Genomic DNA, 19,824 nt, shown 5'->3' with positions numbered 1-19,824 from the left:
CAAACCGGGGCCGACTGGTAGCCCGGATAAGGTGCGCAGCACCGCCTCCGGGGAAACATCCGGCCCGACCGCCTGGTTCGTTAACATCAGTAATACCTATCACATTAATAGGTTATCCTGCAATTGTCCTTATTAATAATATGGATTATCTTCCCTGCATGATGAATCAACGCATCATCTCTCCTGAGGGAGAAAAATAGAAAGCAACTCGCTTATTTCTCATCCTGTTAACTGGTTATAAATTCAATGAAAAAACCGCTAATTGGGATCCTGACTTTCGCTTATGGACTAAGCTTACCTCTGTTTGCTGCTGATACCGCCACATTAACGCTCTCCGGGCGGGTGGTTTCAGAAACCTGCAGCACCGATATCGTCAATAAACAACCTCAGCAGCGTTGTGGAAAGAATACCTATCTTATTGCTTCGCAAAATAGCGTGACGAATGCTCGTGGCGTGGTCACCCGGACGGTGAATTTACCGGATGATGCAAGTCGGAAAATAATTATCAGCAGCTACGATTAATATCATTTCTCTATTTCAGCGCCATTATATTGTACGTCGGCGAAATAATGGCGCTGCCTCTTCCTCCCGCAAAATAACGCGTTTACGATTCATAAAAAATATTTCCGTGACTGAATACTTCGCTCCCGGATGTATTGTGGCGAACGGCATGCTTCTTCCCTGTTTTTGTCTTAATGAGCTACATCATTAACACTTTGTTAACTTGATCTGGTTTATATGGCGGAAAATTTGTTATACAAAGAGGGATGATTGCCTGTATGGATGCTGCCCGAAATACCTTGCGAGACATATGCAGGTTATCGGCTGGCAATATGAGAATAGAAATGAAAATCCTGCTTAACTGGTCGCCACTGCGCCAGCTCTTCACTTACATTCAGGAGCGCTTTACCTTTCTGGTGCTGCTCTGCTGGCCAGCGATTATCTGGCTGTTCTGCCGGGTCGGGGTGTGGCTCACCGATAACGTGTACGAGCTGTTGGGGAAATCACCCGCGGAGTCCTTCACCGTCTACCTGCAGCCGTTTATGACCCCCGGCACGCTGCTGCGCATCTCCATCAGCTGGATTGTCTTATTGTTTATCCTGTTTAGTATGGCGATGGCCTTCACCTGGGGTTTACGTCGCTTTATGAACCGCCACAAATAAATCCCTGGGCCGCCGTCAGTCGACGGCCCTTCTTAAGCCCTTACGCCATCTCGCCAATAGTCTTACGAAAACGCAGCAACGCGATAGTAAAGAACACCCCGCCGATAGCCAGCAAGGTTAAGAACTGCGGCCAGACGATGGCAAAGCTGGCGCCACGGTACAGTATCGCCTGCGCCAGACTGACGAAGTGGGTGGTCGGCATGGTCAACATAATATCCTGTACCAGCTGCGGCATACTTTCCCGCGGCGTGGATCCGCCGGAAAGCATCTGTAGCGGCAGCAGTACCAGAATCATCAGCAGCCCCAGCTGCGGCATCGAGCGGGCGAGGGTGCCCATAAAAATGCCGATTGAGGTCGTGGCGAACAGGCTGAGCGCCACCCCCAGCATAAACAGGGGAATCGACCCTTCAATGGGCACCTGCAAAATCCCCTGCACCATCAGTATCAGCGACAACCCGGAGACCACCAGCACCACCAGGCCCATCGACCAGATCTTGGCCATCATGATTTCAAACGGCGTTACTGGCATCACCAACAAGTGCTCTATGGTGCCATGTTCCCGCTCGCGGATCAGCGCCGAACCGGTGAGGACGATCGCCAGCATGGTGATGTTGTTGATGATTGCCATCACCGCGCCAAAGCGCTCCTGCTCAAGGTTAGGGTTAAAACGCATCCTTACCGCCAACTCTACCGGCAGCACGCTGTTATCCCGATAACGGGCGACAAAGCTGTTGACTTCGCCACTGATAATATTCTGGATATAGCCGTTACCGGTAAAGGCCTGACTCATTCGCGTGGCGTCAACGTTGACCTGGACTTCCGGCTGCCGACCGGCCAGCACATCGCGCTGGAAGTTAGGCGGGATGTTGATGGCGAAAGTGTAGCGCCCGGCATCCAGCCCGGCGTCCATCTCATCAGCGGTGATCAGCTCCGGCTCGAGAAACCAGGGACGGTAGAAAGCGTTAATAATGCGTGAAGAGAGCTGGGATTTATCCATATCAGCAACCGCGATCGGCGCCAGGTGTAGCGAACCGGGCATCACCGTGGCCGAGGAGTACACCGACACGGTAAAAGCAAACACGATCAGCGCCAGCATTGCTTTATCGCCGAGCAGGCTGCGCAGCTCTTTGACGCCAAGATTATAAATATTGCGTAATCCGCGCATCATCCCTCCTGTTTCTTCAGCAGCAGCACGCTCAACCCGAGCACCAGCGGCACCGCAATCAATAGCGGAATGAAGGAGCCCCACAAATCACTGAGATTCAGCGCCTTGGAGAAGGTGCCGCGAGCGATAGTCAGGAAGTGGCTGGTCGGATAAATTTGCCCAATCCAGCGCCCGGGCCCTTCCAGCGACGCCACCGGATCGATCATTCCGGAAAACTGGGTTGCCGGGATCAGCGTAATGATCGCGGTACCGAAAATGGCGGCGATTTGGCTCTTCATAAAGGTTGAGATCAGCAGCCCCAGACCGGTAGCGATGGTGACATACAGCAGCGCCGCCAGGGTCAGCGTCAGGAAGCTGCCCTTATGCGCGACGCCAAAGACAAAGACCGACAGCGCGCACAGCAGGAAGAAGTTAAACATCCCCAGTACGATGTAAGGCAGCTGCTTGCCGAGCAGGAATTCGCTGCGGGTAGTTGGCGTCACGTACAAGTTGATAATCGATCCGAGTTCTTTCTCTCGGACTACGCTCAGGGCGCTGAGCATCGCCGGGATCATCATCAACAGCAGCGGGATCACCGCCGGGACGATGGCCGGCAGGCTCTTCACGTCCGGATTATAGCGATAGCGGGTCTCGATGGAGATGAGTGAGGTATCGCGCTGTGGGCTGCTCTGCCGGCCAGCCATCTCCTGCAGCCAGGCGAGATGCATCGCCTGCACGTAGCCGCGCACGGTTTCCGCGCGGTTGGGCATCGCGCCGTCCACCCAGACGCCGATTTGCACCGGTGTGCCGCGGGCGATATCGCGACCAAAGTTCGGCGGGATCTCTATTGCCACCGCCAGTTCGCCGTCGCGCATCCGGCGGTCCAGTTCGTCATAGCTGTGCAGCGGCGCCTGTTCGATAAAGTAGCGTGAGCCGGCGATATTCTGCGACCAGCCCTGGCTGCTGATGGTTTGATCGCGGTCGAGGACGGCAAAGCGCAGATCCTCAACGTCCATGCTGATCCCATAACCCATAATAAACATCAGGATCACCGTCCCCAGCAGCGCCAGCGTCGATCGCACCGGATCGCGGCGCAGCTCCAGCGCCTCGCGGCGGCTGTAGCTAAACAGGCGGCGTAGACTGAAGGCTTGCCGTGGGGCCGTGTGTTCCGAATGCGATGCGACAGCAGACGTGGGTTCATCTGGTACTGGAGAGGACGGTTGGGCCTCTTTAAGCCAGGCGATAAACGCCTCTTCGAGGCTGGCGGCTCCGCGCTGCTCGACCAGCGCCTGTGGCGTATCGCTGGCCAGCACCTTGCCAGCATGCATCAGGGAGATGCGATCGCAGCGTTCCGCTTCATTCATAAAGTGGGTGGAGATAAATATAGTCACACGATCCTGGCGCGCCAGGTCTACCATCAGCTGCCAGAACATATCGCGCGCCACCGGGTCGACGCCGGAGGTCGGCTCATCGAGGATCAGCATCTCCGGGCGGTGGATGACCGCCACTGCTAACGACAGGCGTTGACGGATCCCCAGCGGCAGATCGGCGGGAAGCGCGTCTTCAACCTCGGTCAGCATAAAGCGCTCGCTCATCTCAGCGACCCGGTTGGCTATTTCGTCGTCCGGGATATGAAACAGGCGGGCGTGCAGCTCGAGGTTTTGCCGAACGCTCAGTTCGCTGTAAAGCGAGAAGGCCTGTGACATGTAACCGACCCGCTGGCGGGTGGCGATATCCTTCGGGTCGACCGGCTGGCCGAACAGCCAGGCTTCACCTTCGCTGGCGGGCAGCAGGCCGGTGAGCATCTTCATGGTGGTGGATTTGCCGCAGCCGTTAGATCCAAGGAAGCCAAAGATTTCGCCGCGGGCGATGCGAAAGTTAACGTGGTCGACGGCAACAAAGTTGCCGAAGCGCATGGTCAGGCCGCGCGCTTCGATGGCGATCTCTTCCTCGCGGCTGTCGCGCGGCGGGATAACTACCGTCTTATGCGCCTGACGTTGTGCTTCTGGTAGCAGGGCGATAAACGCTTGCTCCAGGGCCTGGCTGCCGGTCTGGGCTTTGAGCTCCGCGGCGCTGCCGGTCGCCAGCACCTCGCCGGCATTCATCGCCACCAGCCAGTCAAAGCGCTCGGCCTCTTCCATGTAGGCGGTCGCCACCAGCACGCTCATCTCCGGCTGGCGCTGGCGAATACTGTCGATAAGCTCCCAGAACTGCGCTCGGGAAAGCGGGTCGACGCCGGTGGTCGGTTCATCAAGGATCAGCAACTGCGGGTCGTGGATCAGCGCGCAGCACAGGCCGAGCTTTTGCTTCATCCCACCGGAGAGTTTACCGGCGGGGCGATCGCGAAACGGCGCCAGCCCGGTGCTCTGCAGCAGCTCGTTGATGCGCAGTTCGCGCTCGGCTTTATCGTGGCCGAACAGGCGGGCGAAGAAGTCGACGTTTTCATACACCGAGAGGGTGTGATAGAGGTTTTTCCCCAGCCCCTGTGGCATCCACGCGATTTTCGGGCACACGTCGCGGCGGTGATGCACATCACGCATATCGCCGCCAAGCACCATCACGTTACCCTGTTCAATGGCCCGCGCCCCGGCGATCAGCGAGAGCAGGCTCGATTTGCCGACGCCGTCCGGGCCAATCAGACCAACCATACGCCGTGCCGGGATCGCCAGGCTGATATCCCGCAGCGCGATGGTGGCGCCATACTGCTGGCCAACGTTTTCCAGCAGGGCGACGGGGGGCGAGGTATCCTGCGGCGTCAGTTTCATTGCGGCAACCTCACCGTTAGCGCCTCAGGCCAGGGTTGTTGTTTATCCACCCGCACGTAAGCCATGCCGGGCAGGCCGGTTTTGACATATTCCAGATGCTGCGCCAGCAGCTCCGGCGGGATGCGTGCTTTGACGCGGAACATCAGCTTAAGGCGCTCGTCGCTGGTTTCTACCGTTTTCGGCGTGAACTGGGCGACGCTGGCGACAAAGCTGATGTTGGCCGGGATCACCAGATCCGGCGCGGCATCAAGGATCAAGCGCGCTTCGCTGCCGAGCGCCAGCAGGCCAGCCTGTTCGGTTGGCAGAAAGAAGGTCATGTAGACATCGGCAAGATCGACCATGTTCAGCACCCGGCCACCGGCGGCCAGTACTTCGCCTGGCTCAGCGACGCGATACTGAATGCGGCCATCACGCGGTGCTTTCAGCTCGCTATCGTCAATATCGGCAAGGATCCGCCGTTCGGTCGCCTGGGCGGCTTCGACGCGGGTTTGCGCCTGAATAATGCTGGTGCGGGCAGCTTCGATGGCGGCGCGGGCGGCAGAGACCTGGGCTTTTGCCGATTCCAGCGCCGCGCGGGCGCTCTCTGCTGCCGCGCGGTCGTCATCCAGCTGCTGGGCGGAGACGGCGCCTCGCTGCGACAGGGCATTCGAGCGGACATGGCGTTTCGCCGAGGAGTCCAGCTCCGCCTGGCGCTGCTTCACGACTGCTTCGCTGGCGCGCATTTCACTCTGCCGCTGATCGAGCAAGGCTCTGGCGGCGAGCACCGAGCTTTCCGCCTCCTTGATTTGTGCGGCGGCTTCAAGACGCTGCTCATTCAGTACGCGGGTATCCATCCTCGCGAGGACTTCTCCCTGACGCACAAACTGGCCCTCTTTGACCAAAATCGTGTCGATACGCCCGGCGATTTTACTGGCAATATCGACTTCGGTGGCTTCGATTCGGCCGTTGCTGCTGGCAAAACCGTCCGGGAGGCCTGGCGGGCGCAGCAGCCACCATGCGGCGGCGGCGAGCACCACCAGTAAGCCGACAAGATACCCTGCCCAACGTTTCTTTAATTTGTCCATACGCGACTCGCTTGATTCCCTTTGCTGAGTGGTGCGCGTGCTTCCTCCGCCGAGCGGAGCGTCCTCCTTGCGAGGGACGAAAAGGTGGGGGTAAAGGCCGCTGACGCAGCGCTCTGCCGCGTCGATGCGCAGCCGATCGCTGTGCTACTTATGTGGTCATCATCAGCGATCCAGGCCTTAATGAAACACGCATAGTGAGAGCTATCGTCATCGCGATAGTAACATTCGTGGCGATGTTGTCCATACGAAGTGCATGGTCTTGTCGGTGCGTTAACAGAAATCCCCAATATCAGGATAAAACAGCGAAAACAGGCTGGTCCGTTTTGTTATCTGGTTGCCCCCCGGTAACTACGATATGATTCCGCTCCTGGCATTAAGAAACATCCGACGAGTGCTTTAATTTCATGAATGAAGAAAGCCAAAAATATATCGCCGTGATTTTTAAGGAATGGCTACCGCTGTATGACAGCCTGACGCCGGACGTCCGTGCATTGCTTAAAAAAATGGCTGATGAGCGATCGTCGATGTTAGCGACCCGCTTTTACGATTTTATTTTTCAGGATCCGGATATCGCCAGGCACCTCTCTTATGAGCTGGTTGAGGAACGTCTGAGCCGCTCTCTGGCGGGATGGGTGCAGCAGATCCTTACCTGTGAAAAAGAGGAGCTTCAGGCCCTCGCGGAGCGCCAGTATCAGATCGGCAACATTCATTCGCGGATTGGCATCCCGGCAGAGGCGGTGCTGCGCGGCGCGCGGCAGATAAAAGCCGGGCTGGTGGAGGCGATTCGTGACAGCCAGGTGGAGCGGGATACCGGGATAGCGGCTATCCATTACGCGATCATGGCGATAAATATGGCAGTGGAGATGATGTGTCACGCCTATACGCTGTCGCATTATCGGGCTACCAAAAATGAAGAAGCCTTTCGTCTGTACAGCCTGATGGATAACGTCCCGATGGAGTATGGCAAGCAGCAGGCATCGCTTTCGGGTTGGGAAAATAGTGCGATTTTTAATATCGTCAGCGAGAACAGGACGGACCTTAACGCAACGTTATTATCTGAATCCGAATTTGGTTTGTGGTTTCGCCATAAATGCGTTCGCTATTTTAACCACAATCCGCAGATGGGGGAGATTACTGAATTAATCGGTCAGGTGGATGCGTTGATTACCGAATGGCGGACCGCGGAACAGGATGCTGGTTATAAAAATACTCAGAGCCTGCTGCAAAGGATCCATATCCATTGTCAGCACATCAGCAGCCAACTGGGGGTATTGTTCAGTAGTCTGTCGCAGATGCAAAACGGCAAAGACGCGCTAACCAGCCTGCTTAACCGTCGCTATCTGCCGGTGGTGCTCAAGCATGAAGTCACCCTGGCGATTGAGTATGACCTGCCGCTGACGGTGGCAATTATCGATATTGATTTCTTTAAAGAGATCAATGACAAATGGGGCCATATGGTCGGCGACCGCGCCATTAAGCACGTAGCCGATCTGCTCAGCGATAATATTCGCTCCAGCGACTATCTCTTCCGCTACGGCGGTGAGGAGTTTCTGCTGGTGCTGGTGGAGACCCGTGCGGCAGAGGCTTCCCCTCTCCTTGAACGTCTGCGTAAAAAGATTGGCCAACTGGCGTTTAACGTTGGCGGCGACACGCAGATCCTGATTACCGCCAGCATTGGCTTTGCCGTCCACACGGGGCACCCCGATTACAACCTGCTGCTGCGCGACGCCGATAACGCGCTGTATGCCGCCAAGCGCGATGGGCGCAACTGCGTGAAGATGCACAAAGGTGGGGGATGAAACCGTAGCCCCGGTAAGCGTCGCGCGACCGGGGAAGGGATCTGAAACTCAGAACAGCACCGGCAGCCCCAGCCCGCGCTTCACTTCATGTAGCGTCTGCTGCGTGAGATGGTGGGCGCGTTCGCTGCCTTGACGCAACAATTCCAGCAGCATTCCTTTATCCTGACTGTAAGTGGCCCGGCGTTCGCGGATTGGCGCCAGTAGCGCCTGCAGGCAGGTTTCCAGTTCATTCTTACACTGGCGATCGCCCAGCCCACCACGCTGATAGTGGGCTTTCATCTCAGCAACCAGCGCCTTATCGCTATGGAAAGCGTCGAGATAGGTGAACACCACGTTGCCGTCGACGTGCCCCGGATCGCTGACTCTCAGATGCGTCGGATCGGTATACATCGCGCTGACCGCGCGGTGGATCTCCTCTTCACTGGCCGATAACGTCAGCGTATTGCCCAGCGATTTCGACATTTTGGCGTTACCGTCGACGCCCGGCAGGCGGCCCACTTCGCTGAGTAACGCTTTGCAGTGGCGCAGCACCGGTTCGCCGGTCAGGCTATTCATTTTGTGGACGATCTCGTTGGTCTGCTCAATCATCGGTAGCTGATCGTCGCCCACCGGCACCAGCTCGGCTTTGAAGGCGGTGATATCGGCGGCCTGGCTAATCGGATAGGCGAGAAAGCCCACCGGCAGCGAGCGGGCGAATCCCTTCTGGGCAATTTCATTTTTGACCGTTGGGTTACGCTCTACGCGGGCGACGGTGACGATATTCATATACAGCGCGCTGAGCTCCGCCAGCGCCGGCAGAGCGGACTGCAGGCAAATAGTGGTGAGCCTGGGGTCGATGCCGACGGCCAGATAATCGGCCATGACTTCGAGGATATGGTGGCTGATTTTTTGTGGGTTGCTGCCGTTATCGGTGAGCCCTTGCAGGTCGGCGATCAGGATAAATTGCTGGTGGTCGTGCTGCAGCGCGACGCGCTGGCGCAGCGAGCCGACGTAGTGGCCAAGATGTAGTTGGCCGGTCGGGCGGTCGCCGGTGAGGATGGTTTGTGGATGGTTCATCAGGGACTCCTTATCAGACTGTTCAGCCGAAAGACGTCCTGGAAATAACAAAGCCGCCTTCCGGCGGCTTTGAAAATGGAAACGTGTATCGTGCCGCCTGTTATGCAGGCAGCCACCAACGACGGGGGTAAGTAACGATAACGTTTCTGTTCATCTTTTTATCCTGCCACGAAATCACGGCGGGGTAAACCCGCCTCGTATTACATGGTCGAGAAGACGTTCATGATCACGCCGCCGGAGATAATCAGCGCCATGGCGATGATGGCCGCCAGGTCCGGTTTCTGCTTATAGAGGATCATGGAGCAGATCGTCACACCGACGATACCGAAGCCGCACCACAGCGAGTAGGCCACGCCCACCGGAATAGTGCTCATCGCGCGGGTGAGGGCGAAGTAGCACAGGCCGTAGGCGCAGACCACCAGCACTGAAGGGGCCAGTTTGCTGAAGCCGTTGGTTTTTTTGATCATCGAGGTGCCGGTGATTTCGGAGCCGATAGACAGCGCCAGCCATAAAAATCCGAGATTAAACATAGGGTGTTCCTTTCCTGTTAGTTGGCGATTTTCTTATCCATGGAGGCGACTGGCGTGACGGGGGTGGCCTCTTCGCTCTCTTCCGAACCCATTTTCGAGAACAGGTTCATGATAACGATGCCGCTGGCGATCACTGCCATGCCGATGATGGCGGCGGTATCCGGGTGCTGGCCGTAAAACGCCATTCCCAGCGTCGAGACCACCAGGATGCCGGTGCCGGACCAGGTGGCGTATGCCAGACCGACCGGAATATCTTTCACCGCCCGCGACAACGAGTAATAACAGGTGCAGTAGAGCGCAATCAGCAGCCCGAGCAGCAGCATTTTGGTGCTGCCTTCGCTGCTACCGAACATTTTTAACGTCGAGGTTGCCGAGGTTTCGGAGAGGATAACCAGCAACATCCATAACCAGCATTTTGTTTTCGAAGACATCGTTAAGCTCCAGGTTTATCGTTGGGTAAGGTCATATCTTTCTGTTTTTTAAGTAATCAATGGCCGCATCGGTCAGCTGCGCGTGCGGAGTCGCTGCCAACGCTGGATTATTCACCACGTCTGTGACGGTGAGATAACGGCGCGGTTCGCTGTTGGCGGTGGCAGGCGCGGTGGGTGCGTCCAGCTTCGCCAGCAGCTCATTCATGGTGCCGAGGAAGACGCCGCAGGCTTCCAGACGAGTCAGCGTGGCCTGCAGGTGTCCGGTATAGGCGCTGTCGGCCTGCGCCCCGCGCAACTGGTTGAGTTCGCTGAGCGGATCGCAGTGGTAGCGCAGCGCCAGCACTGGAATACCCGTCAGCAGCGCCTCGTGCGCGCAGCGGGCGAGCGGACTGCGCAGCGTGCCGTTCAGCAGATCCGAGGCCAGCGTATAATCGAGAAACGGTAGCAACACCGCCCGCCACGGCGCTGACGGCAGGGCATCCTGCCACGCTGACGGAGCGAGAATTTCGCCCGTCGCTTGCCACGCATCGGCATCGGCGAGGCCCTCTTCAAGGGCGATACGCAGCGGGTAGCCGCAGCCCGCCAGGCGTTGGCGGATTGCCGCGCGGTAGCCGTCAGCGGCGGTCACCATCACCAGTACCGGCGGCCGCAGGCGCTGTAAAATTCGCGCGACTATACCTTCCATCTGTTCGTCGGTCATAGCGAGCCTCCGTTAGCCGATGAGCGTCACCTGCGCGCCGTTTTTCAACCCGGCGGCATTGGCTTCTTCGGTATCGATATGGAACTCAAGTGCGAAGTCATCGCGCACCCGCACCACCACTTCATCGAAGGTCAGCTGGCGTTCGCCGTTGCTGCGCACGCTGACCTTCTGGCCATTGCTAACGTTGAGCTGGCGCGCGTCCTGCGGCGACATATGAATATGCCGCCAGGCGCAGATCACCTGCGAATGGAGTTCAACGTGGCCTGCGGGCCCAATCAGCAGCGCGCTACCGGCATTATCCAGCTGGCCGGACTCACGAACTGGCGCCTTAATACCCAGCGTGAAACAGTCGGCGCGCGATACTTCCAGTTGCGATACCGGGCGGGTCGGCCCGAGGACGCGGACGTTGGTCAGCGAGCCTTTCGGCCCGACAACGGTCACGCACTCCTGGGCGGCGAACTGCCCCGGCTGGCGCAGCGGTTTGAACGGCGTCAGGCTGTAGCCTTTGCCGAATAGCGCCTCGACGTCCTGTTGCGCGAGATGGACGTGGCGGTTGGAGATCCCCACCGGGATTGCCGGCGCCGTTGCGCTCAGGCGGGTGGTGATTTTTTCGCGAAGCAGGGTGTCTATCATCACTTCTTCCCTTTCTTCAGCGTTGGGTTTTTATCTTCCGTTGCCTGCGGGGCGGCCTGCGGCGCGGAGGGAACGATCGCTTCTGGCGCGGCGGCGACAGCGACAGCTGCTGGGGCGGTGGGCTGCTTCGCGCGCGGTGGGTTGCCTTTGAGGTTGCTTAACGCTTCAACCACGCAGCGCTCCGGGCGGGCAATCACCAATGACTTCACGGTGTGCTCGGCGCCTGCCACCGCCACGCCGCGTTCAATGGCGGTGTGGATGGCGCTGATCTCCCCTTCAAAGCAGACGCTCACCAGCCCGGAGCCTGGTTTGCGATAGCCAATGCAGGTGACTCCCGCGGCTTTACAGGCGGCGTCGACGGCCTGAATGGCGGCGACCCATCCTCGCGTTTCAATTACGCCTAAACTTTTCATTGTCGGCTCCTGTTAATGGCGGACTAAGCGAATATCAAAATCAAATTGCCGGAAGAAGGTTTCCAGCCGGTCCAGTTCGTCCGGCGAATAAGACGGGTCCTGGGTAATCGGGTAGGGCATATCCAGGCGTTCGTACTTTTTGCGTCCCAGCTGGTGGTACGGCAGCATGTCGATGCGGCGGATATTCCCGCGCTTCGCCAGCTTCTGTACGTAATCAATGGCACCGGTAATGGCGTCGAATGAGTCGTTGTAGCCGCGAATGAGCGGCATACGCACAATGACGTTGGCGCCGGAATCCACCAGCCATTCGAGATTGCGGCGGATCCCTTCGTTGCCGATACCGAGCATCGCTTTGTGGTGTTCGCTGTTAATCTGCTTAAGGTCGAACAAGAAGGTGTCGGTGACCGGCGCCAGCTTCTGGTAGTTGGCAAGCGGGGTGGTGCCCTGGGTTTCGACGGCGGTGTTAATCATCATTTTTTTGCATTCGCTGAATAAGGCGACGGCAAAATCGGTCTGCAGGCTCATCTCGCCGCCGCCGATGGTGACGCCGCCGCCGGAGGAGATGTAGAAGTCGTAGTCCTGCATGATGATCTCCATCAGCTCGCTGACGGTGACGTCCTTGCCCATAATGTCCAGCGCGTTCTGGGTGCAAATCTCTTCGCATTTGCGACAGCCGATGCAGTCTTTGTTGCGGTCGACGAAGTGCTTCATTTCGCCGTTTTCTTCCGCCCGATAATGAATACCCGCCGGACAGACGCTGACGCAGTCGCCGCAGTTAATGCATTTGTCGTGCGAGAACATCACCTGGAACTGGCTGCTCAGCCCTTCCGGGTTGGCGCACCACGGGCAGCGAATGTTGCAGCCCTTAAAAAACACCAGCGTGCGAATGCCATCGCCGTCATAGATCGAATATTTCTGGATATTGAAAATTCGGCCCGTTAATTCTTGTTTTGCGATCACGCTTGCCTCCCGCTCCGTCCCGTTACGGGACGGAGAACTTCCGGTTATTTCTCAAATACAGCTCATTTAATTCTCTTTAAGAGAACTAGAACTTCTCAATCACCGTACGGCTGATGATCTCGTCCTGGACCTCTTTGCACAGCTCAACGAAGTAGGCGCTGTAGCCGGCGACGCGAACGATCAGGTCGCGGTATTTCTCCGGCTCCTGCTGCGCCTTCTTCAGTACTTCGTTATCGACGTAGCTGAACTGCATCTGGCCGTTGCCGAGAATCGAGGCGGTACGCAGCAGGGTAATCAAGCCGTGGCGACCTTCAGGGGTATCCAGCAGCCCTTTGAGGAACTTGAAGTTGTGCACCATGCCGATGTTCATGGTTTCCACGTTCATCTTGCTGACCGACTTGATAATCGCCGTCGGGCCTTGTTTATCCGCGCCCTGAGTCGGGCTGATGCCGTCGGAGAGCGGCATCCACGCCAGGCGGCCGTTAGGCGTGGCGTTGGTCAGCTCGCCGATTGGCGTATTGTTGGAGATAGACAGGGTGCCGTGGCTCAGGGTCGAGTAGAGCATTTTGTATTTACGGCACTCTTTCTCGGTCCATTCGGTAATATCCAGCGCGTACTGGTCGACGTAGTTATCGTCGTTACCGTATTTCGGCGCGTTCAGGCAGTCGCGGCGCAGCGCTTCGTAACCTTCAAAGTTGGCCAGCAGCGCATCGCGGATCTGCTCAAGGGTGTATTTCTTCTCTTCGAACACCAGCTTGCGGATCGCCGCCATCGAGTCGACGTAGGTCGCCAGGCCGGAGAAAATCAGCCCCGGACCGTGGTTGACCATCGCGCCGCCGGCGGCGACATCTTTGCCGCTTTCCATACAGCCTTCAACCAGCAACGACATCAGCGGCTTCGGCGCCACATCGCGGTGGACGCGCTGGCTGATGACGGTACCGATGGCCGACAGGCGCACGATATGGGCGATCTGCTGTTTTACCGCCGCGTCGAATTCGCCGAAGGTGCGCAGGTCGCGCAGGTCGCCGGTATCCAACCCCTGATAGCTATCGAACAGCACCATCCGTCCGCGGTTGAGCACGAACTCGATAGCGATAGGCCACTGGGTGTAGCCGGTAGAGGTCCACTGGTAGATGCGCCCGGATTTCTGCGGCTCAACGCAGCCCATCAGGCAGTAGTCGCGGGCGTCTTCAAAATCGAAGCCCTTGCGCAGCATCATCTTGATGTGGGAATCATCGAAGTGGCAGGCCGGGAAGCCCATTCCCGCTTTCACCACGTCGACGATTTTTTCCATGTACTTCTGCGGCGACTGGTTGTGGATACGGCAGGCCAGCGACGGCTGGTACACCTTCACGAAGCGCACCGCGTCCATAATCAGGTAGGTCAGATCGTTACAGGCGTCGCCGCCGCTGCGTTTCTGGCCGCCAACGGTGAGGTTGATAAACGGCTGATAACCGGCGAAATATTTCGCTCCCAGCTCGCTCGACATCCACATCAGTTCGGCACATTTGATGATGAATGCCTGCAGCAGCTCCAGCGCGGTCTCGTGGGTCAGGCGGCCTTCGCGGATATCGGCTTCGAACATCGGGTAGCAGTACTGGTCGACGCGGCCCAGCGACAGCCCGGTCTGGTTCTCTTCGATTTCAAACAGTGATTCGACGGTCCAGATGCTCTGCAGCGCTTCCTGCAGGGTCTTCGGCGGATTGGCCGGCACGTTTTCGTTCACTTCGGCGATGGTCAGCAGCTCGGCGCGACGCTGGGCGTTTTGCTCTTTAGCCGCCAGTTCGCGGGCGCGGTCGGCGATACGGCGGGCATAGTTGACCACCCCTTCACAGGTTTCGATTGCCGCTTTGTAGTAGTAGATGCGATCGATATCTTCCGGGTTTTCCATGCTCAGGTTGGCCAGATGCGCTTCGGCATCGGCTTTAATCCCATTCATCCCTTTGGTGAACAGCAGCACGTCGTAGCCCGGACAGGTATCGCCGCCGCCGTTAATCTGGTGATAGGAGAGATCGCTGACGAAAGTCTCGCCGCTGAAGGCCCAGACGCCGGCCTCACGGTATTGCGCTTCGCAAATCTCATCCAGCGAACGGCCTTCCCAGAACGGGACGATCTCTTCGCGAATGGTTTTTTTATCCGCTTCGCTGATCTCAAACGGATCCTGCGGACGGGTACTCATGGTGTCGAGCTCGTCGCGCACCCAGCGCCAGGCGATATCCGGCGAGAAGGCGCCCGCGCGCGGCTTGCCGCACGGATGGCCGACGATCAGCTCATCGTCCTGAATCAGAATCGGCGCGGTTTCGCAGGCGTGGCGGAAGGCTTTTGCCCGCAGCAGAATGGTCGGCATGCCAGGGTTGGCTTTGACCACTTCGGTAAAGGCCAGCGCGCGATAGATAGAGACGCTCGGGCGTACCGTCAGGTAGTGATTACGCAGGCGCTGCATACGCGGGGTTAAGCCTTCCATCGCCGGCGTGTCGGCGCAGGCGGCGAACGGCGCGTGGTTAACCGGCTGTACGCCGCTAAACAGACGCACCGGCAGATTCAGCGCGCTGAGGTTGCGCTGGGCGCTGATAAACATCGCCGAGAGTTCGTTCACTTCGGCGTTATCAAAAGCGGCGCCGCGCAGCATGGCGTCGAGCATCGGATAGCCGTCAATGGCGCAGGCGGCGCGGACTTCGCTCAGCTCCGCCAGCTTGAACCACAGGCACTCCACGATCTCATACGCCTGCTGGGTATTCAGCGCGCCGCTGTTGATATCGCGCTGATAATAAGGCAGCAGCGCGATATCCGCCCCTTGCGGGTTAACCGCATAGCTGCCGTTGTCCAGCTGTAGCGCCAGCTGGAACAGATAGAATGCCTGGCAGGCTTCTTTGAAATTACGCGCCGGATGGGCCGGAACGTGGTGCAGAATGGCCGCGCTATCGAGCAGCTCGGCTTTGCGATAAGCATTGGTTTCCGCGGCCGCCAGCTGTTCGGCGCTGTTGGCCAGATTTTGCGCCAGCGCCAGCAGGGCGTCGCAGGCGTAGATGGCGGCGCGACAGCCGTTGACTTCATCCATACCGCTGCGGCTGACCGCGCTACCGAGGGCGCGGGTTTTCTCTTCTAACTGGTGCTTAATCGCCAGCACGCCTTTTTCGACCACCAGTTTGTAATCCGGCGAGTCCAGCTCGCTATTGAGGTTGAGGAACTGGAAAACCGATGGACGACGGGTCGCGTTTTCGTCATGGAAAATCGCCCCGTGCGGTTTACGGGTCTGGTTGCCGACGATCAGCTCGTCGGCGCTGATGGTCAGCGGCAGCTGGCGCATCAGTTCATAGAAGCGGCGCGCCGGTTTAACGGCGGCGGGAACGCCCGCGATGTCGCCATCAAGAGCGTTCAGTGTGGTGGCATGTTCGGTGCACAGAGTGCTTTTCTCGGCGAGTAAACGGTCTGCCAGCACTTTTACGCGCGGCGTTAAGTTGTAGTGTGCCATGAAGTATTCTCCAGATGTTCTTGTTAGTTGCCCGCATTGTTGCCGGGTGGCGCTGCGCTGACCCGGCCTACTCGCGCGTTATCCGTAGGCCCGTGCAAGCGGAGCGCCGCCGGGCGATTCCAGGCAACCGGACCAGGCCTGGCGATAAAGTTCGGTTAACGCGTTAGCGTCTGGCGCGCGTGGGTTGGTCGGGGTACAGCTGTCGCGCAGCGCCTGGCCGACCATCTCCGGCAAACGGCGGTCGAATTCAGCCGCCTCGATGCCGGTTTCGCTGATGCCGGAGGGCATGCTTAGTTCGTCTTTTAACGCCTGAATGGCGACCAGCAGGCTGGCGACGCCCTGGCGTGGCGAGGCGGCAGGCAGATCCAGCAGATGCGCCAGCCGGGCATATTTCGTTGCCGCGAGGGTGTCGCACTGGCCGTGGAAATCGGCGTTCCAGGCGACGACGTGCGCCATCAGCAGGGCGTTGGCGCGGCCATGGGGCACGCGGAAGACGCCGCCGAGGGCGTGGGCCAGGCTGTGGGTTATCCCCAGCGACGCGTTGGTGAAGGCCATCCCCGCCATGCAGGAGGCGTTATGCATCTTTTCGCGCGCCTGCAGGTTGTCGCCGCTGCGCCAGCAGGTCGGCAGGTAGCGGAACACCTGCTGCACCACTTTCTCCGCCAGCGCGTCGGAAAAGTCGCTGGCGGCGCGGGAGACGTAGGCTTCAAGGGCGTGACACAGCACGTCCATGCCGGTGTCGGCGGTAATCGCCGGCGGCACTGAAGCCACCAGCGCCGGGTCAAGAATGGCGATATCCGGCAGCAATGACGCGTCCACCAGCACCAGCTTCTCCGCGTTGGCTTTCACCACCGAAAAGGCGGTGACTTCCGAACCGGTGCCGCTGGTGGTTGGGATGGCGACAAAGCATGGACGCGGGCGATCAGTCTGCGGACGGGTTTGCGCCAGGGAGAAAATAACCGCTTTGGCGGCATCGATGACCGAACCGCCGCCGAGCGCGATAACCAGATCCGGATAGTGGCTATCCATTAACTTCATGCCGCGCACCACGGTAGCGATATCCGGATCCGCCACCACGTCATCCCACATCTGCCAGGCGATCCCGCGCTGGCGCAGCAGGGCGGTGACGCGCTCGGCGAGGCCAAACTTGACCATCGCTTTATCGGTCACCAGCAGCACGCTGCGGGCGGAGAGTTCGTTCAACACCGAGAGGGCGTCCTGACCGAAGCAAATCCGCGGTTTCAGTAAAAATTCACTCATTGGGCTACTCACTCCTGTTAGGCGTCCCGAAACACGTTCTCGACAATGGCGACCACCGACATCGCTTTGTAGCGCTCTTTATTGAGCGCGAAGTACTCTTCCGCCAGCACGATGTCGTGCATGCCGGCGCCGACGTTATCGACGGCGACCCAGGTCTGGTCCTTCATCGGCTGCTGATTGTCATCCAGTCGGGTGACCAACAGCAGGTTGCTGCCGCGTAGCTCATCGCATTTCTGCGTGGCGACGACATGGCCGGTTACCTTTGCGAGAATCATCGTTTATCGCCTTATATCAGTGCGTTACTTAGCAAGGCGCTCCAGCACCTGGCGGATAACGCGTTCCACGTTTTGCTCGTTGATTTCGCCTTCCATGCTGGCGGCGCCTGCGCTGGCAAAACGGTCATCGCTGCCTGCAGAGCGCGCTGGCGCGGCGCTGGCCGGGGCGTTGAAACGCGCGTCATCAAGAATGCTGCGCTGCGGATCGCTCGCCGGAGTGACGATGGTCGGCTGTGGTTCAGGGCGGCTGCCCGGCGCGCGCAGCTCGTCAATCGAACGCACGCCATAGCCGACTTTGCGGATATTGAGCAGATTCATCGGGCCGACGTTGTCGGAGCTGGAGCCGCCGCCGACCGCGCCGCAGCCGAGGGTCAGCGCCGGAGAGATGTTGGTGGTCGCGCCGATACCGCCGAGCGCCGCCGGAGTATTAATCAGAATGCGGTTGACCGGTTTTTCGAGGCTGAACTGGCGGATGACGTCCTGATTACGGGTGTGGATCACCAGCGTATGGCCGAGTCCTTCGTTGGTCAGCAGCTCCACCACGCGGTGGCAGGCGGCTTTCCAGTCCTCTGCCACGTACAGGCCGAGCACCGGGCACAGTTTTTCACGCGAGTAGGGGTTTTTCGGCGACACGGTGGTCTGTTCGGCGATCAGCACTTTGGTGCTGGCCGGAACACAGAAGCCCGCCATCTGGCTGAGGTACAGCGCGGTTTTGCCGACCACTTTCGGGTTGATGGTGCCGTTCGGGCGCAGCAGCAGCGCCGCCATTTTCGCCGCTTCATCTTCATTCATGAAGTAGGCACCCTGCGCTTCCAGCTCGCGGTGAACCTCGTCGTAAATGCAGCCTTCGACGATGATCGACTGCTCGGAGGCGCAGATCACCCCATTATCGAAGGTTTTGCTGGTGATGATATCTTTCACCGCGTGATGGATATCGGCGCTGCGTTCGATAAACGCCGGGCCGTTGCCCGGGCCGCCGCTGATGGTTGGGGTGCCGGACGCATAGGCCGCACGCACCATGCCTTCGCCGCCGGTGGCGAGGATCAGCGACACGTCTTTGCTGTGCATCAGCTCAGAGGTGGCTTCGAGCGTCAACTGGGTGATGCCGTCGACGCTGCCCGCCGGCGCGCCGGCTGCTTCCGCCGCGCGTTTGACGATTTCAATCGCCTTCCAGCTACACTGACGCGCGCCCGGATGCGGGGAGAAGATAATGGCGTTGCCGGCCTTGAGGGCGATCAGCGCTTTGTAGATAACCGTGGAGGTTGGGTTCGTTGAGGGGACCAGTGCGCAAATCACGCCCAGCGGCACGCCCACGTCCATCACTTTTTTTACCGGGTCGTCATGAATGATGCCAACGGTCTTCATATCTTTGATGGCGTCGTAGACGCGCAGCGAGGCGAAGCGGTTTTTCAGCACTTTGTCCTGCCAGTTGCCAAAACCAGTCTCTTCCGCGGCCATTTTCGCCAGCGCTTCGGCGTGGTGCGCTGCTTCCTGGGCCACGTTTTTCACGATGGCGTCGATTTGCTGCTGCGAAAAGGTGGCCAGCATCGCCTGCGCCTTTTTGGCGTTGCGCACCAGTTCCCGCGCGTTCTGGCGGGACTGCAAATCGTTATCCAGTTCAATCATGAGTCTATCCTTCATCAGACGAAAAGAGTGGGGACGGGGCGCGCCCTGTCAGGTCATGCTTTGTGCTGCGCCGCGATTTTTTCGATGTCGTTATGTGGACGCGCAATGACGCGAGAGCTGACGACTTCGCCGATGCGTTTCGCCGCTTCCACGCCGGAGTCGACCGCTGCGTTGACCGCGCCGACGTCGCCTTTCACCATCGCGGTGACGAGGCCGGAACCGACGTTTTCATAGCCAATCAGCTCGACGTTGGCGGCTTTACACATCGCGTCCGCGGCTTCAATACAGGCCACCAGACCTTTGGTTTCGATAAGACCAAGCGCTTCTTTCATCAGGTTTCTCCGTTAGTCCGCAATCTTGTAATGCGAGACGATTTTGTTGATGTCGTTATGCGGACGAGCGATGACCAGCGAGGTCACCACTTCGCCGATGCGTTGTGCGGATTCCACGCCGGAATCGACTGCCGCTTTTACCGCGCCGACGTCGCCTTTCACCATCGCGGTGACGAGGCCGGAACCGACGTTTTCATAGCC

At 58.7% G+C, this 19,824-nt stretch carries 19 protein-coding genes; 3 read left to right on the top strand and 16 right to left on the bottom strand.

Features of this window, described 5'->3' with window-relative positions; all coding sequences use genetic code 11:
- The first annotated feature begins 246 nt into the window (after window positions 1-246).
- Together CWM61_RS28115 and CWM61_RS28110 are read left to right on the top strand one after the other, a co-directional pair.
- Complete coding sequence (locus tag CWM61_RS28115; RefSeq protein WP_061155913.1) at window positions 247-522, top strand: DUF2574 family protein; 276 nt, start codon at window positions 247-249, stop codon at window positions 520-522.
- A 323-nt stretch (window positions 523-845) separates the two neighbouring features.
- Window positions 846-1,163, top strand: coding sequence for a hypothetical protein (locus tag CWM61_RS28110; protein WP_074387190.1), 318 nt, complete (start codon window positions 846-848; stop codon window positions 1,161-1,163).
- A 40-nt stretch (window positions 1,164-1,203) separates the two neighbouring features.
- Here the strand turns inward: CWM61_RS28110 and CWM61_RS28105 are convergent, their stop codons facing one another.
- From CWM61_RS28105 to CWM61_RS28095, 3 genes are read right to left on the bottom strand one after another with little or no spacing between them, the layout of a single operon-like run.
- On the bottom strand, window positions 1,204-2,328 hold the full coding sequence (locus tag CWM61_RS28105; RefSeq protein WP_012969040.1) for an ABC transporter permease: 1,125 nt from the start codon (window positions 2,326-2,328) through the stop codon (window positions 1,204-1,206).
- Window positions 2,328-5,072, bottom strand: a complete 2,745-nt coding sequence (rbbA, locus tag CWM61_RS28100; protein ID WP_100632244.1) for a ribosome-associated ATPase/putative transporter RbbA — start codon at window positions 5,070-5,072, stop codon at window positions 2,328-2,330. The genes CWM61_RS28105 and rbbA overlap by 1 nt, the downstream gene beginning before the upstream one ends.
- On the bottom strand, window positions 5,069-6,136 hold the full coding sequence (locus tag CWM61_RS28095) for an HlyD family secretion protein (RefSeq protein ID WP_074387188.1): 1,068 nt from the start codon (window positions 6,134-6,136) through the stop codon (window positions 5,069-5,071). Before CWM61_RS28095 ends, rbbA begins: the two co-directional genes overlap by 4 nt.
- Before the next feature lie 404 nt (window positions 6,137-6,540).
- Between CWM61_RS28095 and CWM61_RS28090 the strand changes: the two genes are divergently transcribed.
- Window positions 6,541-7,935 (top strand): diguanylate cyclase, encoded by a 1,395-nt coding sequence (locus CWM61_RS28090; protein WP_074387187.1) that lies wholly within the window; start codon window positions 6,541-6,543, stop codon window positions 7,933-7,935.
- Window positions 7,936-7,983: 48 nt separating this feature from the next.
- On the opposite strand, the gene trpS is transcribed toward CWM61_RS28090, so the two are convergent.
- The 13 genes from trpS to CWM61_RS28025 all read right to left on the bottom strand — a co-directional run.
- Window positions 7,984-8,991 carry a tryptophan--tRNA ligase gene (gene trpS, locus CWM61_RS28085; RefSeq protein ID WP_074387186.1) on the bottom strand — a complete coding sequence of 336 codons (1,008 nt, stop codon included), beginning with the start codon at window positions 8,989-8,991 and terminating at the stop codon, window positions 7,984-7,986.
- Between the two features lie 200 nt (window positions 8,992-9,191).
- A complete protein-coding gene (locus CWM61_RS28080; protein ID WP_004204123.1) occupies window positions 9,192-9,521 on the bottom strand; it encodes a DMT family transporter in 330 nt (109 codons plus the stop codon).
- A gap of 17 nt (window positions 9,522-9,538) precedes the next feature.
- The gene (locus CWM61_RS28075; RefSeq protein WP_100632243.1) at window positions 9,539-9,952 is read right to left on the bottom strand and encodes a DMT family transporter; all 414 of its coding nucleotides are present in this window, start codon (window positions 9,950-9,952) and stop codon (window positions 9,539-9,541) included.
- 31 nt (window positions 9,953-9,983) lie between these two features.
- Window positions 9,984-10,652, bottom strand: a complete 669-nt coding sequence (locus CWM61_RS28070; RefSeq protein ID WP_100632242.1) for a hypothetical protein — start codon at window positions 10,650-10,652, stop codon at window positions 9,984-9,986.
- 12 nt (window positions 10,653-10,664) lie between these two features.
- Window positions 10,665-11,285 carry a phosphate propanoyltransferase gene (locus CWM61_RS28065; protein WP_074387183.1) on the bottom strand — a complete coding sequence of 207 codons (621 nt, stop codon included), beginning with the start codon at window positions 11,283-11,285 and terminating at the stop codon, window positions 10,665-10,667.
- Window positions 11,285-11,698 carry a BMC domain-containing protein gene (locus tag CWM61_RS28060; RefSeq protein ID WP_074387182.1) on the bottom strand — a complete coding sequence of 138 codons (414 nt, stop codon included), beginning with the start codon at window positions 11,696-11,698 and terminating at the stop codon, window positions 11,285-11,287. Before CWM61_RS28060 ends, CWM61_RS28065 begins: the two co-directional genes overlap by 1 nt.
- Before the next feature lie 12 nt (window positions 11,699-11,710).
- Entirely contained in the window at window positions 11,711-12,658 is a 948-nt protein-coding gene (gene cutD, locus CWM61_RS28055) for a choline TMA-lyase-activating enzyme (protein ID WP_074387181.1), read from the bottom strand.
- 85 nt (window positions 12,659-12,743) lie between these two features.
- Window positions 12,744-16,130, bottom strand: coding sequence for a choline trimethylamine-lyase (gene cutC / locus CWM61_RS28050; protein ID WP_100632241.1), 3,387 nt, complete (start codon window positions 16,128-16,130; stop codon window positions 12,744-12,746).
- A gap of 78 nt (window positions 16,131-16,208) precedes the next feature.
- Window positions 16,209-17,390, bottom strand: coding sequence for a 1-propanol dehydrogenase PduQ (locus CWM61_RS28045; protein ID WP_074387179.1), 1,182 nt, complete (start codon window positions 17,388-17,390; stop codon window positions 16,209-16,211).
- Between the two features lie 17 nt (window positions 17,391-17,407).
- Complete coding sequence (locus CWM61_RS28040; protein WP_004146127.1) at window positions 17,408-17,665, bottom strand: EutN/CcmL family microcompartment protein; 258 nt, start codon at window positions 17,663-17,665, stop codon at window positions 17,408-17,410.
- A 24-nt stretch (window positions 17,666-17,689) separates the two neighbouring features.
- Window positions 17,690-19,291, bottom strand: coding sequence for an acetaldehyde dehydrogenase (acetylating) (locus CWM61_RS28035; RefSeq protein WP_074387178.1), 1,602 nt, complete (start codon window positions 19,289-19,291; stop codon window positions 17,690-17,692).
- A 53-nt stretch (window positions 19,292-19,344) separates the two neighbouring features.
- The gene (locus tag CWM61_RS28030) at window positions 19,345-19,623 is read right to left on the bottom strand and encodes a BMC domain-containing protein (protein WP_004146125.1); all 279 of its coding nucleotides are present in this window, start codon (window positions 19,621-19,623) and stop codon (window positions 19,345-19,347) included.
- Between the two features lie 12 nt (window positions 19,624-19,635).
- Window positions 19,636-19,824 (bottom strand): BMC domain-containing protein (locus tag CWM61_RS28025; protein WP_100632240.1); only part of this gene is annotated, 189 nt, incomplete at its 5' end.

It is taken from the genome of Klebsiella sp. K-Nf6 (genome assembly GCF_002806655.1).
In the GTDB taxonomy this organism is placed as follows: domain Bacteria; phylum Pseudomonadota; class Gammaproteobacteria; order Enterobacterales; family Enterobacteriaceae; genus Klebsiella; species Klebsiella variicola.
Note: the sequence above shows the minus strand (reverse complement) of the source record. Positions and strands in the feature narration are given on the sequence as shown.